The following is a 17,193-nucleotide window of genomic DNA, read 5'->3' on the forward strand; positions in this document are numbered from 1 at the left end:
CGTTCCTCGGCAAACCGATCGACAACACCGCGCTGTACATTCTCGGCAGTGATCTGGAACTCAATCCGCTCGGCGCGCCGGGCGAGCTGCTGATCGGCGGCGATGGCCTGGCACGGGGTTATTTCCAGCGGCCTGCGCTGACCGCCGAACGCTTTGTGCCGGATCCGTTCTCGACCACCGGCGAGCGTCTGTATCGGACCGGCGACTTGACCCGTTACCGCGCCGAAGGCGTGATCGAATACATCGGGCGGATCGACCATCAGGTGAAAATCCGTGGTTTCCGTATCGAGCTGGGCGAAATCGAGGCGCGCCTGTTGGCGCTCGACAGCGTGCGCGAAACCGTGGTCGTCGCTCAGGACGGCCCGACCGGCCCGCAACTGGTGGGCTACGTGGTGCCGGCGTCCGGCGAGGCGCTGGACGCTGACGGTGAAGCCGCATTGCGCGCTGCACTGAAGGCCAGCCTCAAGGCTGAGCTGCCGGAGTACATGGTGCCGGCGCATTTGCTGTTCCTCGCGCAACTGCCGCTGACCCCCAACGGCAAAGTCGACCGCAAGGCCTTGCCGGTGCCCGACGCCAGCCAGTTGCAATCGACCTACATCGCGCCGCAGACCGCCACCCAGCACACCGTCGCCGACATCTGGCAAGCGGTGTTGAAGCTGGAGCAGGTGGGGCTGGGCGACAACTTCTTTGAACTCGGCGGCCATTCGCTGCTGGTGACCCAGGTCGTTTCGCGGGTGCGCCAGGCGCTCAACGTGCAAGTGCCGCTGCGCACTTTGTTCGAACACAGCACGCTGGTGGATTTCGTCGCCGCTCTCGGCGTCGAGCAGGCGCAGCAGGAGCCGCCAATTTTGGCGTTGCCGCGTCTGCAACCGCTGACGCTGTCCTACGCTCAGGAGCGTCAATGGTTCCTCTGGCAACTGGAGCCGACCAGCACCGCTTACCACGTGCCGGCCGCACTGCGCCTGCGCGGCGAACTGGACCTGCCGGCGTTGCAGCATAGCTTCGATGCGCTGATCGCCCGCCACGAATCCCTGCGCACCTGCTTTGTCGAGGAGCAGGGCCAGACCCTGCAAGTGATCCAGGCTCACGCATCGCTGGACATCGCCGTCGAAAGCATCGACAGCCAGCTGGATGACTCCGCGCTGCAAGCCCTGGTCGCTGCCGAAACCCTGCACCTGTTCGACTTGCAGAAAGGCCCGTTGCTGCGGGTCAAGCTGCTGCGTCTGGCCGCCGATGACCACGCGCTGATCATCACCTTGCACCACATCGTCTCCGACGGCTGGTCGATGGGCATCATGGTCAACGAGCTGGTGGCGTTGTATGCCGCGCACAGCGAAGGCAAGACTGTGCAGTTGCCGGCATTGCCGGTGCAGTACGCCGACTACGCCGTGTGGCAGCGCCAGTGGATGGATGCCGGTGAACGCGAGCGCCAACTGAGCTACTGGACCGCACAACTGGGCGACGGCGACCAGCCGTTGCTGGAACTGCCGACCGACCGTCCGCGTCCGCCGGAGCAAAGCTACCGGGGCGCGCGTCAGGACATTCCGCTCAGCGCGGAATTGGCCGCCGGCCTCAAGCAGGTCGCACAACGGGAAAACGTCACTCTGTTCGCGCTGCTGCTGGCGTCGTTCCAGACCCTGCTGCATCGCTACAGCGGTCAGGCCGATATTCGCGTCGGCGTGCCGGTGGCCAACCGCAATCGGGTCGAGACCGAAGGCCTGATCGGTTTCTTCGTCAACACGCAGGTGCTGAAGGCAGAGTTCGACAGTCAGCAGTCTTTCCGCAACCTGTTGCAGCAAGTGAAGAACACCGTGCTCGGTGCCCAGGCCCATCAGGACCTGCCGTTCGAGCAACTGGTCGATGCGCTGCAACCGGAGCGCAGCCTGAGCCACAGTCCGCTGTTCCAGGTGCTGCACAACCACCAGAGCCAGGCCCGTCAGGCCGAAGGCGCGACGCGTCTGCCGAAGATCGAGATCGAAGGCCTGAGCTGGGTCTCGCACACCGCGCAGTTCGACCTGACCCTCGACACTTTCGAATCGGCGGACAACGTCTGGGCCGAACTGACTTACGCCACCGACCTGTTCGACGCGGTGACCATGGAACGTCTGGCACAGCACTGGACGAATCTGCTGCGCGGCATCGTCGCCGATTGTGCCCAGCGCATCGCCGAGCTGCCGTTGCACGAGGCGGCTGAACGTCAGGCCACGCTGCTGCAATGGAACCCGGCCGTGGCCGATTTCCCGAGCGAGGCGTGCCTGCACCAACTGATCGAAGCGCAGGCCGCGCGTGCGCCGCAAGCGGTGGCCGTGACCTACGGCGAACAGACCCTGAGCTACTTTGAGCTCAACAGCCGCGCCAACCAGTTGGCCCACAAGCTGATTGCCAGCGGTGTCGGGCCGGACGTGCGCGTCGGTCTGGCGGTGGAGCGCAGCCTGGAAATGCTCGTCGGCCTGCTGGCGATTCTCAAGGCCGGCGGTGCCTATGTGCCGCTCGACCCGACGTATCCGGAAGATCGTCTGGCCTACATGATCGGCGACAGCGGCATCGGCCTGCTGTTGACCCAGAGTCATCTGCTCGGGCGTCTGCCGGTGCCGGACACAGTGCGCAGCGTGATGCTCGATCAGGAACGCGACGGCCTCGAAGGCTACAGCGACAGCAACCCGCAGGTGTCCATGAGCCCGGATAACCTGGCTTACGTGATCTACACCTCCGGTTCCACCGGCCAGCCGAAAGGCACCTTGCTCGCCCATCACAACGTGCTGCGCCTGTTCAAGGCCACCGACGCCTGGTTCGATTTCGGCCCGCAGGATGTCTGGAGCCTGTTCCATTCCTACGCGTTCGACTTCTCGGTCTGGGAAATCTTCGGGGCGCTGCTGTACGGCGGCAAACTGGTGGTGGTGCCTTACGAGACCAGCCGTTCGCCGGAAGATTTCTACGCCTTGCTGTGCCGTGAAGGGATCACTGTTCTCAACCAGACGCCGTCGGCGTTCAAGCAACTGATGCAAGTGGCGTGCGCCCCGGAACACGCGGCGGCGCAACCGTCCCTGCGTTACGTGGTATTCGGTGGCGAGGCGCTGGAGGTCAAGAGCCTGCGCCCATGGTTCGAGCGCTTCGGCGACCGGGCCCCGCAACTGATCAACATGTACGGCATCACCGAAACCACGGTTCACGTGACCTATCGGCCGATCTCGCTGGCCGACCTGCAACGCGATGCCAGCAGCCCGATCGGCGAGCCGATTCCGGACTTGTCCTGGTACTTGCTCGACGGCGATCTGAACCCGGTGGCCAAGGGTTGCATCGGTGAGCTGTACGTCGGCCGCGCCGGTCTGGCCCGGGGGTATCTGAACCGTCCGGACCTGACCACGCTGCGCTTCATTCCCGATCCGTTTGCCGCCGATGGCGGTCGTCTGTACCGCACCGGTGACCTGGCGCGCTATCGCGCCGACGGCGTGATCGAATACATCGGCCGGATCGACCATCAGGTGAAGATTCGCGGCTTCCGCATCGAACTCGGCGAGATCGAAGCGCAGCTGCTCGAACAAGCCGCCGTGCGTCAGGCCGTGGTGCTGGCGCAACCGGGTCTCAGTGGTCAGCAACTGGTGGCGTACCTGGTGCCGAGCGATGCTGCATTGCTCGACGCCGACGCTGCCGAACAGGCCCGGTGGCGCGACAGCGTGCGGGCCGCGCTCAAGGAAAACCTGCCGGATCACATGATCCCGGCGCACCTGTTGCTGCTCGAACAATTGCCGCTGACCGCCAACGGCAAACTCAACCGCAGTGCCTTGCCGTCCCCGGATGCGAGTCAGGCGCAGCAGGCTTATCAGGCACCGCAAAGCGAACTGGAACAGCGTCTGGCCGAGATCTGGCAGGACGTGCTGAAGCTGCCGCAAGTCGGTCTGAACGACAACTTCTTCGAGCTGGGCGGCGATTCGATCATCTCGATTCAAGTGGTCAGCCGCGCCCGTCAGGCCGGCATTCGTCTGAATCCCAAAGATCTGTTCCAGCACCAGACCATCCAGCGTCTGGCGCTGGTCGCGCAGATCGGTGACAGCGAGTCGACCATCGATCAGCAACCGGTCACCGGCCCGGCGTTGCTGCTGCCGATCCAGCAGCAGTTCTTCGAGGACGAAATCCCCGAGCGTCACCACTGGAACCAGTCGGTGCTGCTCAAGCCGCGTCAGCCACTGGCGGCCGAAAAGGTCGAGCAAGCGTTGCGTGCGCTGGTCATTCATCACGATGCCTTGCGCCTGAGTTTCAGCCAGCAGGGCAACGTCTGGCAGGCCGAGCACCTGGCGGTCGACGCCTTGCCGCAAGACCTGCTCTGGCAGGAAACCATTGCCGACATCGCGGATCTCGAAGCCTTGGGCAACCGCGCCCAGCGCAGCCTCGACCTGCAAAGCGGCCCGCTGCTGCGTGCGGTGCTGGCCAATCTGGCCGATGGCAGCCAACGCCTGTTGCTGGTGATCCATCACCTGGCGGTGGACGGCGTGTCGTGGCGGATTCTGCTGGAAGACCTGCAAACCGCTTATCAGCAAGCCACCGACGGTCAGGCCCTGAGCCTGCCGGCCAAGACCAGTGCCTTCAAGGACTGGAGCGAACACTTGCAGCGCTACGCCAACAGCCCGGCGTTGCAGGAAGAACTGGCGTACTGGCAGGCCTGCCTGAGCGACGTCAGCACCGATCTGCCGTGCAAGCGTCTCGACGCCGGCCAGCAAAACCGTCTGGCGCAAACCGTGCAGACACGTCTCAGCGCGGAGCTGACCCGGCAGCTGTTGCAAGAAGCCCCGGCGGCCTATCGCACCCAGGTCAACGACCTGCTGCTGACCGCGCTGGCCCGAGTGATCGGGCGCTGGAGCGGGCAGCCGTCGACCCTGATTCAACTGGAAGGTCACGGTCGCGAAGAGCTGTTCGACGGCGTCGACCTGACCCGCACCGTGGGCTGGTTCACCAGCCTGTTCCCGGTGCGTCTGACCCCGGCCGAAGGTGCGGACGATTCGATCAAGCGGATCAAGGAACAACTGCGCTCGATCCCGAACAAGGGCATCGGTTTCGGCGCGCTGCGTCACCTCGGTGATGCCGAGGCGCAAAGCAGCCTGAAGGCGTTGCCGACCCCGCGCATCACCTTTAACTACCTCGGTCAGTTCGATGGCAGTTTCGAGGCCGATGACGGCGCGCTGTTCGCGCCGGCCCCGGACAATGCCGGTCTGGAACAAAGCCTGGATGCGCCGCTGGGCAACTGGCTGACCCTCAACGGTCAGGTGTATGGCGGTGAACTGAGTGTCGGCTGGACCTTCAGCGAAGAACGTTTCGACAGCGCCACCATTGAAGCGCTGGCCCGCGACTACGCCGATGAACTCGCCGCGCTGATTGGCCATTGCCTGACGCCGGGCGTGGAAGGCCTGACCCCGTCGGACTTCCCGCTGGCGGGTCTGACCCAGGCCCAGCTCGACGGTTTGCCGACTTCGCCACGTCTGGTCGAGGACATTTATCCACTGTCGCCGATGCAGCAGGGCATGTTGTTCCACACCCTCTACGCGCAGCAGTCGGGCGATTACATCAACCAGATGTGCGTGGCCGTGGACGGTTTGCAGGTCGAGCGTTTCCGCGAGGCCTGGCAAGCGGCGATGGACAGCCATGACGTGCTGCGCAGCGGTTTCGTCTGGGAAGGTGATCTGCCCCATGCGTTGCAAGTGGTGCACAAGGGGTTGCAGGTGCCGTTCAGCGTGCTCGACTGGCGTGAGCGCAGCGATCTGGAACAGGCCCTGAGCGAGCTGGAACGTGCGCAGCGTCAGCAAGGTTTTGACCTGCACGCAGCCCCGTTGCTGCGGTTGGTTGTGGTGCGGGTGGCAGCCGAGCGCTTCCACCTGATTTACACCTCGCACCACATTCTGATGGACGGCTGGAGTAACTCGCAGCTGCTCGGCGAGGTCTTGCAGCGCTACCACGGCCAGGCGCCGGTGAGCGGTGCCGGACGCTATCGCGATTACATTCAGTGGCTGGCGCAGCAGGACGCGCAGGTCACGGAAAACTTCTGGAAGGGCCAACTGGCCGATTTCGACATGCCGACCTATCTGGCCGATGCGGTGCCGCACAGCGCGGACAGCTCGGTGGCAGGCCAGGGCGAGCACCTGCTCACGCTCGACACTAGCGCGACCGCTGAACTCAACCGTTTTGCCCGCGTGCAAAAGGTCACGGTCAACACCCTGGTGCAGGCCGCGTGGCTGTTGCTGCTGCAGCGCTACACCGGGCAGGACACGGTGGCGTTCGGTGCCACGGTGTCGGGTCGTCCGGCGCAGTTGAGCGGCGTCGAAGGCCAGATCGGCCTGTTCATCAACACCTTGCCGATCATCGCCAGCCCCCGTGCCGAGCAGCCGTTGTCGCAATGGCTGCAACAGGTGCAGGCGCAGAATCTGTTGCTGCGCGAGCAGGAACACACGCCGCTGTTCGACATTCAGCGCTGGGCCGGGCAGAGCGGGGAGGCGTTGTTCGACAACATTCTGGTGTTCGAGAACTACCCGATTGCCGAAGCCTTGCAACAAGCCGCGTCGGATGACCTGCGCTTCGGTGAGGTCGACCGTTACGAGCAGACCAACTATCCGCTGACGTTGATGGTCAACCTCGACCAGCAGCTGACCGTGCACTTCAGCTATCAGCGCACAAGCTTTGCCGCCGAGACCGTGGTCAAGCTGGCCGCGCAGTTGCAACAGCTGCTGACGCGCCTCGACCTCAGCGCCGAAGGCTGCCTGGGCGAATGGAACCTGCTGGAAGCGGCGGACGAGCAACGGATCGTGCATGACTGGAATCCGGTCGAGGCCAACCCCCTCGAAGGGCTTTGCATCCACCAGGCCATCGAGCGGCAGGTGGCTGCCCAGCCGGACGCGCGGGCCGTGACCTTCGGTCATCAGTCATTCACTTATGCCGACATTGACACCCGGGCCAATCGCCTGGCTCACCGTTTGATCGACTGCGGAGTCGGCCCGGAAGTGCGGGTCGGCGTGGCCATGCAGCGTTCCGATCAACTGTTGGTGGCGCTGTTGGCGGTGCTCAAGGCCGGCGGCACCTATGTGCCGCTGGACCCTGATTACCCGTCGGATCGGGTCGCCTACATGCTTGAAGACAGCCGTGCCCGTGTGCTGCTGACTGAAACCGAGGTGGCCGCGATTCTGACGGTCGGTGGCGATACGCAAGTGTTGCTTCTGGATCAACTCGACCTGTCGGCGAACAGCGCGACTGCACCGGTCACGGACGTGTGCGCGGACAATCTCGCTTACGTGATCTACACCTCCGGTTCCACCGGCAAGCCGAAGGGTGTTTCGATCACCCACAGCAACGTGATGGCGCTGAGCGACTGGTCGAAAAACACCTACAGCCGCGATGACATTCAAGGCGTACTGGCTTCGACGTCGGTGTGCTTCGATCTGTCGGTGTGGGAGCTGTTTGTCACCCTGGCCAACGGCGGCTCGCTGATCATCGCCCGCAACGCCCTTGAACTGCCGCAACTGCCGGCCCGCGATCAGGTGCGCCTGATCAATACCGTGCCGTCGGCGATCAATGCCTTGCAGGACGCCGGCGACATTCCGGCGGGCGTGCGCCTGATCAACCTGTGCGGCGAAGCGCTGAAGCAGAATCTGGTGGACCTGCTTTACAAACAGGCGAGCATCGAAGACGTCATCGACCTGTACGGCCCGTCGGAAGACACCGTTTATTCCACCTGGACCCGTCGTGAGGCCGGAGGCACGGCCAACATCGGCCGGGCGATGGCGCGCACCGCCAGTTACGTGCTGGGGGGCGATCTGCAACCGGCGCCACTGGGCGTGTCGGCCGAGCTTTACCTGGCCGGTGCCGGCCTCAGCCGAGGCTACCTGGGCCGGGCGGCGATGACCGCCGAGAAGTTTGTACCCAACCCGTTCGCCGGCCATGGCGAGCGCATGTACCGCACCGGCGACCTGACCCGTTATCAGGCCGACGGCACCTTGCAGTACGTCGGGCGTATCGACCATCAGGTGAAGGTGCGCGGTTTCCGTATCGAGCTGGGTGAAATCGAGGCTCGCCTGTTGCAGATCGAGCGTGTCAGTCAGGCATTGGTGGTGGCGCAACCGATCGCTTCCAGCCATCAACTGGTGGCGTATGTGGTGATGGACGATGCGGCGGTGGCGAACGCCGATGCTGCCGCACAAACCTTGCTGCGCGAAGACTTGAAGACGCAGCTCAAGGCGAACCTGCCGGACTACATGATTCCGGCGCACTTGCTGTTCCTCGCCAGCCTGCCGTTGACGCCGAACGGCAAGATCGATCGCAAGGCTTTGCCGAGTGTCGAGAGTGTGGTTTCGGCCGGGGACTTCGTGGCGCCGGTCGGTGAGCTGGAACAGCAGATCGCAGTGATCTGGCAGAACGTGCTGGAGCTCGATCAGGTAAGCCGCGAAGACCACTTCTTCGAGCTGGGCGGGCATTCGTTGCTGGCCACTCAGGCAGTGTCGCGCTTGCGCCAGTTGACCACCGGCACGCTGGGTCTGCGGGATCTGTTCAACCATCCGCGTCTCAAGGATCTGGCGGCGTGGATGAGTCAGGCCCAGGCGCCGATGGCCACCGACGCTGGCAGCCAGGCCTTGCCGCTCAAGGCCTTTGGCACCAAGTCGACGGCACCGTTGTCGCTGGTGCAGCGCCGCTTGTGGGTCGCCGAGCAGTTGTCCGGGGGCAGCTCGGCGTACGGCATGCCGCTGGCCTTGCGCCTGCGCGGCGAGTTGTCCACCGAGCGGTTCATCAGCAGCTTCGCCGAAGTGGTGCGCCGTCATGAGGTGCTGCGTACCGCGTATTCCCAGGACGATGAAGGTGATCCGATTGCGTTGATCGCCGAGCGGGTCGACGTCGATTTCCCGGTGCTCGATCTGTCCGGTCTGTCGCGCAGTGCCCAGGAAGAACAGGTGGCGCAGGCGGTGCTGGACAACGCGCGCACGCCGATCGATCTGGAGCAGGCGCCGCTGTGGCGCGGGCGCATCCTGCACCTGTCGGCGACCGAACATGTGCTGCTGTTCTCGATGCACCACATCATCTCCGACGGCTGGTCGATGGGCGTGCTGGTCAACGAGCTGGTGCAGATCTACGAGCTGAGCAAGGCGGGCGACAACACGCCGTTGCCGGCGCTGGACGTGCAGTACTCCGACTTCGCCCTGTGGCAACAGGAACTGGAGCGCGCAGGCGTTCTCGGGCAGCAGGCGGCTTACTGGAAAGAGCGACTCGACGGTTACAGCGGGCAGTTGAATCTGCCACTGGACAAGCCGCGCGGGGCGGTGGCGTCGTACGACGGCGATGCCGTGCAGTTCCGTCTGCCGGCGGATCTGAGCCAGGGCTTGCGCAAGGTCTCCACGGATGCCGGGGTGACGCTGTACAGCACGCTGCTGGCGTCGTTCCAGGTGCTGTTGCATCGGTTCAGCGGTGGCGACGATGTGCTGGTCGGCGCGGACGTCGCCGGGCGTGAGCAGCCGGAACTGGAGCGTCTGATCGGCTTCTTCGTCAACGTGTTGCCGCTGCGTTCGCGCTTCGATGCGCACAGCGCGTTCTCGAACTTCCTGGCCCGCACGCAGGACAACCTGCTCGGTGCGCTGGAGCATCAGGACCTGCCGCTGGACATGATCGTCGAAAGCTGTGGCGTGCCGCGTCACAAGGGCATGAACCCGCTGGTGCAGGTGTTGTTCGTGATGAACAACCTGCCGGGGCGCACGCAATCGATGGGTGGCTTGAGCGTTGAACCGCTGGCGGCGTTGCAGACCCATTCTAAATTCGACATGGCATTGTTCGTTGACGAAGAAGAAGGGCAATTGCTGGGTAATTGGCAATTCGCCACAACCTTGTTCGGACACGAGCGCATTCAGTACCTGGTGCAGGCCTGGATAGCCCTGTTGGAACAGATCGTCGCTGATCAGGACATTCAATTGGGAGCTATCAGCATGCCAGTCGACAATTTAGCAGTGGCCACCAAACCCGCTGCGCCCGGACCCAAGGCCGACAAACTGGGCAAGTTCCTCAAGCGCGGCGCCGCTCCGGTGGCCAAGGTACGCCCGGCACCGGTCCGCGAATCGCTGATCGCGGCGCCCCAGCCGTTCCCGCTGCTGGTGGAGCCGAACGAGCCGCAACTGGACTTGATCGAATGGATCAAGAACAACCGGCCGCTGATCGAAGAAAAACTCGCCACTCACGCCGGCATCCTGTTCCGCGGTTTCGAACTCGATGGCATTCAGGGTTTCGAGGCGTTCGCCGAAGCGATCCAGCCGGGCCTGTACGGCCAGTACGGTGACCTGCCGAAGAAGGAGGGCGGCAAGAACACCTACCGCTCTACGCCGTACCCGGAACGCAAGATGATCCTGTTCCACAACGAGAGCTCCCATCAGGATCGCTGGCCGCGCAAGCAGATGTTCTATTGCGAGGTGGCCGCACCGGTGGGCGGTGCGACGCCGGTGGTGGATTGCCGGTTGATGTACGAAAAACTGCCGGCCGACCTGCGTGACAAGTTCGAGTCCAAGGGCCTGCTGTACGTGCGCACGTTCACCGACAACCTCGATGTGTCGTGGCAGCACTTCTTCAAGACCGAAGACCGCGCCGAAGTCGAGGCCCGTTGCCGCGCCGGCGGCATTGAGTGGCGCTGGCTGGACAACAACGAACTGCAAACCCGTACTCCGGGGCCGGCGATCATTCGTCACCCGATCACGGGCGCCAAGTCGTTCTTCAATCAGGTGCAGCTGCACCACATCTACTGGCTGGAACCGGATGTGCGTGAGGACCTGTTGTCGATGTTCGGCCCCGAGCGCATGCCGCGTCACGTGTACTACGGCGACGGCACCCCGATCGAAGACGAAGTGATGCAGCGTATCGGCGATCTGTACGAAGAGTGCGCCGTGCGTTTCGACTGGCAGAAAGGCGACGCGATCCTGCTCGACAACATGCTCGTGGCCCATGCCCGTGATCCGTTCGAGGGGCCGCGCAAGATTGTCGTGGCGATGGGCGACATGTACGACCACAGCAGTCTTGAGCCTGCGCCGGCCGCAGTGAACACCGAGGAAACCGGAGCATGAACGAGGTCATGATGGACACGCAGGAAAGCGGATTCGCCCTGACGCCCGAGCAACAGGCGCTGCTGGAGCAACTGTCGAACACGGCGACCTGCGGTGAAGCATTGCGCTGGTTGAGCGTGACCCTGGAGGGCGACCTCGATCCGCAGCGCTTGCAGGCGGCTTTCGATACGCTGCTGGCGCAACAGCCGATGCTGCTGGCGCAATTGAGCAAGGTCGCCGGTTTCCACGGCTTGCGTCAGAGTGCGATCCCGGCCGCCCGTTTTCCGCTGACGATTCATTCGGTGGAGCAGAGGACCGAGGACGTCCAGGCGCAGATTGACGAGTCGATGAGCCGCGCTTTTGTGGTCGGCGAATCGGCGGGTGTCCAGGCGATGCTTTATCGACTGGCGCCGCAGCAATCGCAGTGCCTGATCGGCATCGCTCGCCACAATGCCGATGCGCAATCGCTGAATCTGTTGCTGGAACAGGTGCAGCAAGCCTACGCCGGTGCCGAGTCTGCCGAAGATGAAGCGCCGGGCGAGTTCAGCCAGTACCTGGAATGGCGCAGCGAAGTGGTGCTCGACGAAGACGCGACCACGGCGCGGGCTTATTGGCAGCAACAGTTGCAAGGTGCTCAGGTGGACATCGCCACGCCCTGGCTGGCCGCCCGCAGCGCCAGCCAGGCAACGACCGCCGCCGACACGCGCCTGTCACTGACGCTGCAACCGGCGCAACGCGCAGGTTTGCAGGCCTTGGCCGAGCAGCTCGGTCAGCCCGTCGCCACGCTGTTGCAAGGTGCGTGGTGGGTGTTGCTGGGGCGCTTGAGCGGGCTTGAACAGGCGCTGGTCGGTGTACGCCATGACAGCCGCAGCGACTATGAATACTTCGCCAGTGCCGTGGGCGTTTTCGAGAAAACCTTGCCGCTGTCCGTATCGTTGCCGGCCGGTGCAGTCTTCAGCGACTGGCTGGTGGAACTGGCCGCGCGCCTGGAAGAACATCGCACCTGGCAGGAATACTGGGCCCCGGATCTGGCACCGGATGCGGCGCGGCCGGCCTACGGCTTTACGCTCGGCCAGGAAAGTCGCAGCGGTAACAGCGGCGGTTTGCGCTGGACGGTCTCGGATGCCTTGCCGGTGCAGCCGGATGCCTTTGAATGCTTGTTGCAGGTGCAACTGGGCGACGCACAGCAACCGGCAACGGTGAGTCTGCAGTACGCGAGCTCGCGTTATTCGCCGGCCACGGCGAGCGTCGTGCTGGAGCAGTTCGGCGTTCTGCTGGATTCGATCCTTGCTGCCCCGAACACCCCGCTGGCGCAGCTCAACCTGCTCGGTCATGCCGAAGAGCAGCGTCTGCTGGCCCTCAATCCGTCTGCGCAGCCATTGGCCGACAGTCGTTATCTGCCGCAGCGCATCGCCGATCTGATGCGGCACACCCCGGATGCGATTGCCCTGACCGACGCCGGGCAGTCATTGAGCTACGGCCAGTTGCAAGTCCGCGTGGACAGCGTCGCGCAAGGTCTCAAGGCGCAGGGTCTGGGCGAAGGCTCGATCGTTGCGCTGGCGCTGCCGCGTTCGGCGGATCTGGCGATCGCCATGTTGGCGAGCTGGCGCATCGGCGCGGCCTATCTGCCTCTGGATGTGCAATGGCCGCAGGCACGTCAGGCCTTGATGCTGGAGCAGGCCGGCGCCGCACTGCTGCTGACCGACGCCGCGCATCGGCCGGCCTGGCAGGGGCAGCCGCACAAGGTGTTGACCCTGGCTGATATCAGTCAGTCGAGCACAGCGTTGCCAGCGCTCGCCACCCAAGGCCACGACATCGCGTATGTGCTGTTTACCTCCGGATCCACCGGTGTGCCCAAAGGCGTGGTGATCGAGCATCGGCAACTGCTCAACTACACGGCTCAGGCCAGTCAGGCGCTGGGGCTGGAACAGTGCCGCAACGTCGGTTTCAGTTCGACGGTGGCGGCGGACCTGGGCAACACCGCGTTGTTTGGTGCGCTGTTCAGCGGGGCCACGCTGCACGTTGCCAGCGATGAGCAGATGCAGGACGGCGCGCTGTTCGCCGAGTACCTGCAACAGCAACAGATCGACTGCCTGAAGATTGTGCCGTCGCATCTCGCCGCGTTGCTCGACAGCGAGCGGGCAACCCTGCCGCGCACCCTGGTGCTGGGCGGCGAGCCGATTGCCACGACGCTGATCGAGCGCATCGCACGGTTGCGCAGCGACTGCCGCGTGTTCAACCACTACGGTCCTACCGAAGCGACGGTCGGGGTCATGGTTCATCCGCTGGATCTGCACGGGGCTGCCGGCGATTGTTCGGCGCTGACTCAGGTGCTGGGCAACAACCAGGTTTACGTGCTGGACGCGCAGCTGCAGCTGGCGCCGGTGGGTGTGCTGGGCGAGTTGTACCTGGGCGGCGCGCAGTTGTGCCGTGGCTACCTGAATGCCGAAGCCGACGCGCAGACGTTCATTCAGAGTCCGTTTGATCCGGCGCAGCGTCTGTATCGCAGCGGTGATCTGGCGCGTTATCGCGTGGACGGCGGCATTCAGTTGCACGGTCGGCGCGATCAGCAGGTCAAGGTGCGTGGCTTCCGCATTGAACTGGCGGAGATCGAAGCCGAGCTGCTGCGTCTGGCGCCGGTGGCCGAAGCGCTGGTACTGCCGGCCGCGTCGGCCGAGCAGGGTTTGCTGGCCTTTGTTGTCGCGCATCAGGGTCTGTCGGCGGGCTTGCTGGACGCCGCGCGCACCGAGCTGAGCGCACGCCTGCCCGCTGTGATGGTGCCGCAACATCTGCAATTGATCGACCGTTTCCCACGGTTGGCCAACGGCAAGATCGACCGCAAGGCATTGCAGCAACTGGCGGGCAGGGCGGCGGATGACGAGGGCGTCGCACCGCGCGATGCGCTCGAGCAATTGCTGGCCTCGCGCATGGCGCAGTTGCTCGGGCTCGAGCGACTGGGCGTTGATCGCGACTTCTTTGCCGCCGGTGGCCATTCGTTGCTGGTGATCAAGCTGGTGGCCGGGATTCGCAAGTTGCTGCAGTGCGAAGTTCATCCTGGACTGGTCTTCGATCATCCGACCGTGGCGTCGTTGGCCATGGCGTTGCGGGCGGTGGAAAGCAGTCCGGGTCAGTTGGAGAAAATGGCCCAGGTACGCCTGCGCATGGACGCGATGAGCCCCGAGGAAAAGGCCCGTTTGGCCGAGCAGGCGCGGCAGCTGCAAGCCGCCAAGGCTGCGCAAGGCAGCTGACATGGCATGAAACAAAAGGCCGTCGCCCAACAGCGTCGGCCTTTTTTTTAACTTTTCGCGCTAATGATAAATAAACTCATTCCGGTTTTTTGGAGGTGCTGCGTCTTACTAAGGTATGTGGGCAAATCGGGTCGGGCAGGGCAGCCAACGCACCGGATTTGTTCAGCGCAAAAATTTCGCCGTTGTTCAGCCAGATGACCGTGCCCGGGGAGGGGCCGGTCGGCCATGTACTGCCATGTCGCCCCGAGTGGCCATCGACAGTACGCGGTTTCCTTGCGCAGACAGCGGCGGGCCCTTCGGCCCGATGGATTTCCACTTCTACCAATAATAGAGAGCACGATGTCAGCAATTCATGAGTTGAAACCTCTGTTCAAGGCACTCGTCATGTCCCGCGGCCTGCGTTCGCGCCGAGTGTTGACCGGTCTGGGGCTGGTCTGCGTATTGCCGCTCAGCGCTCAAGTGATGGCTGAAGACGTCAGCATCAACATTCCGGCGCAATCGCTGCCACAGGCCTTGCAGGCGTTCGGTCAGCAGACCAACCAGCAAGTGATCTACAACGCTGACGACATGGCCGGCCTCAAGAGCCACGCCGTCAGCGGCAAGATGAGCCCGCAGGCGGCCATCGCCGAATTGCTCCGCGGCACCGGCGTGCGCTATAGCATCGAGGGCAACACCCTGATGCTGGTGCGCGGCACGGCCACACAGGGTCTGGAACTGGGCGCGACCAACATCAGTGCGCAACAGGTCGGGGCCACCACCGAAGGCAGCAACTCGTACACCTCCAACGCCGTCACGATCGGCAAGGGCACTCACACCCTCAAGGAAATTCCGCAGTCGGTCACCGTGATGACCCGCAAGCAGATGGACGATCAGGACCTGGTCGACCTCAAGGACGCGCTGAACCAGACCACCGGCATCGTCGGTCTGCAGGGCGTCGGCAAGGGCATCATCATCTCTTCGCGAGGTTTCCAGATCGACGACTGGCAGTACGACGGCGTGCCGATTCCACGTAACAACTACTCGCTGGGCAACTGGGCGACCCAGGACCTGATCTTCTTTGACCGTCTTGAAATCCTCCGTGGTGCATCCGGTCTGTTGCAGGGCACCGGCAGCCCGGGCGGCGCCATCAACCTGGTGCGCAAACGCGGTCAGGCGGCACCGACCGTGAGCATTACCGGCAAGGCCGGCTCGTGGGATCACTACGGTCTGCAACTCGATGCGGGCGGCCCGCTGAACCAGGCCGGAACAATCCGTGGCCGTCTCGTTGCCGATGAAGACCAGAGCGACTCCTTCGTCGACTACGAATGGAGCAAGACCCACTCGCTGTACGGCTCGCTGGACTTCGACCTGAGTGAAGACACCACCCTGGGCCTGGCGGCCAGCCGCACCGAGGCCGAGTCGCGTCCGATGATCCGTGGCCTGCCACGTTACGCCGACGGCAGAATGCCGGACATTTCGCGTTCGACCTACGGCGGTGCCAAATGGAACCACTCGCAGATCAACGTCACCACCCTTTACGCTGACCTCGAGCACCGTTTCAACGATGACTGGGCGTTCAAGGTCGGTGCCGTGCAGATGACGGAAAACAACGACTCGAAAAGCCAGCGTCTGCAAAGCTCCGGTGCCGGTCTCAAGCCGGATGGCACGGGCATTCAGTACGCCGACTTCATCACCGATTTCGACTCCACCAAGGTCGGCCTCGACATGAACCTGACCGGCAAGTTCGAAGCCTTGTCGATGCAGCAGGAAGTCATGATCGGCGGCAACTACTCCCAGTTGGAAACGGATGACCAGCTCGCCCGTACCTTCAACAACAACACCACCGACACGATCTTCAACGTCAATCACGATCGTCCGGACATCAGCTACGACAGTCTGCTCAACACCGCCGGCGGCCGTGCCACCGACAGCAAGTACGATATTCGTCAGAAGGGGCTGTACGGCACCTGGCGCGTCAAACCGGTCGATGACCTGACGCTGGTGCTGGGTTCGCGTGTCAGCTGGTATGACTTCAGCTACAAGTCCAAGAACCGCGCGGCCTTCAGCGATGATTACGTCACCGCCGATCCGAGCAAATCGAACGAAACCGGGGAAGTCACTCCTTACGCCGGTATCGTCTATGACCTGAGCCGCGAGTGGGCGGTATATGCCAGCTACACCGACGTGTTCCAGCCGCAGACGGTGCGCGATGCCAATGGCTCGATGCTCAAGCCGATCATCGGCAGCAACTACGAAATCGGCCTCAAGGGCGAGCTGATGGACGGCCGGGTCAACACCTCCCTGGCGCTGTTCCGCTACGACCAGAAAAACCGTGCCGTCGATGACATTTCCGGCGGCATGGAGTGCGATGGCTGGTACTGCTCCACGGCGGCGGGCAAAGTGCGCAGCCAGGGTCTGGACGCTGAAATCAGTGGTGCTGTGACCGACAACCTGCAACTGTTTGCCGGTTACACCTACAACACCACCAAGTACCTCGACGACCCGGACATGGAAGGTCGTACCTTCAGCACCTGGACGCCGAAACACATGCTGCGCGTGTGGGGCAACTACCAGTTCACCGGTGACTTGAACCGTCTGAGCGCAGGGCTTGGCTTCACCACTCAAAACCACACCCTGGGCTACGAAGGCACTTACGAGGTCGCGGGTTACACCGTGTGGAACGGCCGTCTCGCTTACCAGCTGACGCCGGAGATCGGTCTGGCGGTCAACGCCAATAACCTGTTCGACAAGAAGTACGTCAATGCTGCGTACAACCAGCTCAGTGGTAACAACAACTTCGGTGACCCACGTAACGTGATGTTCTCCGTGAAGTACACCCCGCAGTTCTGATGAACTGACGGGACACCGAACCGGCCCACGCTCCTGAACAGGGGGGGTGGGCCGGTTTTTTTGTGCCCGCA

The 17,193-nt window shown here is 63.5% G+C and carries 3 protein-coding genes (1 of these 3 cut by a window edge); all 3 read left to right on the forward strand.

Going from position 1 to position 17,193, the window contains the following annotated elements; genetic code table 11:
* A protein-coding gene (locus IHQ43_RS09640; protein WP_192564157.1) for a non-ribosomal peptide synthase/polyketide synthase crosses the window boundary here: on the forward strand, positions 1-11,066 show its 3' portion. 2,461 nt of this gene lie to the left of the window's left edge; only the last 11,066 of its 13,527 coding nucleotides appear in the window; its start codon lies off the left edge, out of view; its stop codon occupies positions 11,064-11,066.
* Entirely contained in the window at positions 11,063-14,293 is a 3,231-nt protein-coding gene (locus tag IHQ43_RS09645; protein WP_192564158.1) for a non-ribosomal peptide synthetase, read from the forward strand. Before IHQ43_RS09640 ends, IHQ43_RS09645 begins: the two co-directional genes overlap by 4 nt.
* 339 nt (positions 14,294-14,632) lie before the next feature.
* Positions 14,633-17,122: a TonB-dependent siderophore receptor gene (locus tag IHQ43_RS09650; protein WP_192564159.1), complete on the forward strand. Its 2,490-nt coding sequence runs from the start codon at positions 14,633-14,635 to the stop codon at positions 17,120-17,122.
* Positions 17,123-17,193: the final 71 nt, after the last annotated feature.

Source organism: Pseudomonas gozinkensis, assembly GCF_014863585.1.
Taxonomy (GTDB): Bacteria; Pseudomonadota; Gammaproteobacteria; order Pseudomonadales; family Pseudomonadaceae; genus Aquipseudomonas; species Aquipseudomonas gozinkensis.

Bases quoted from the DNA above. Each gene is read 5' to 3' on its own strand.
- IHQ43_RS09645 (WP_192564158.1), top strand. From the start codon at position 11,063: ATGAACGAGGTCATGATGGACACGCAGGAAAGCGGATTCGCCCTGACG.
- IHQ43_RS09650 (WP_192564159.1), top strand. From the start codon at position 14,633: ATGTCAGCAATTCATGAGTTGAAACCTCTGTTCAAGGCACTCGTCATG.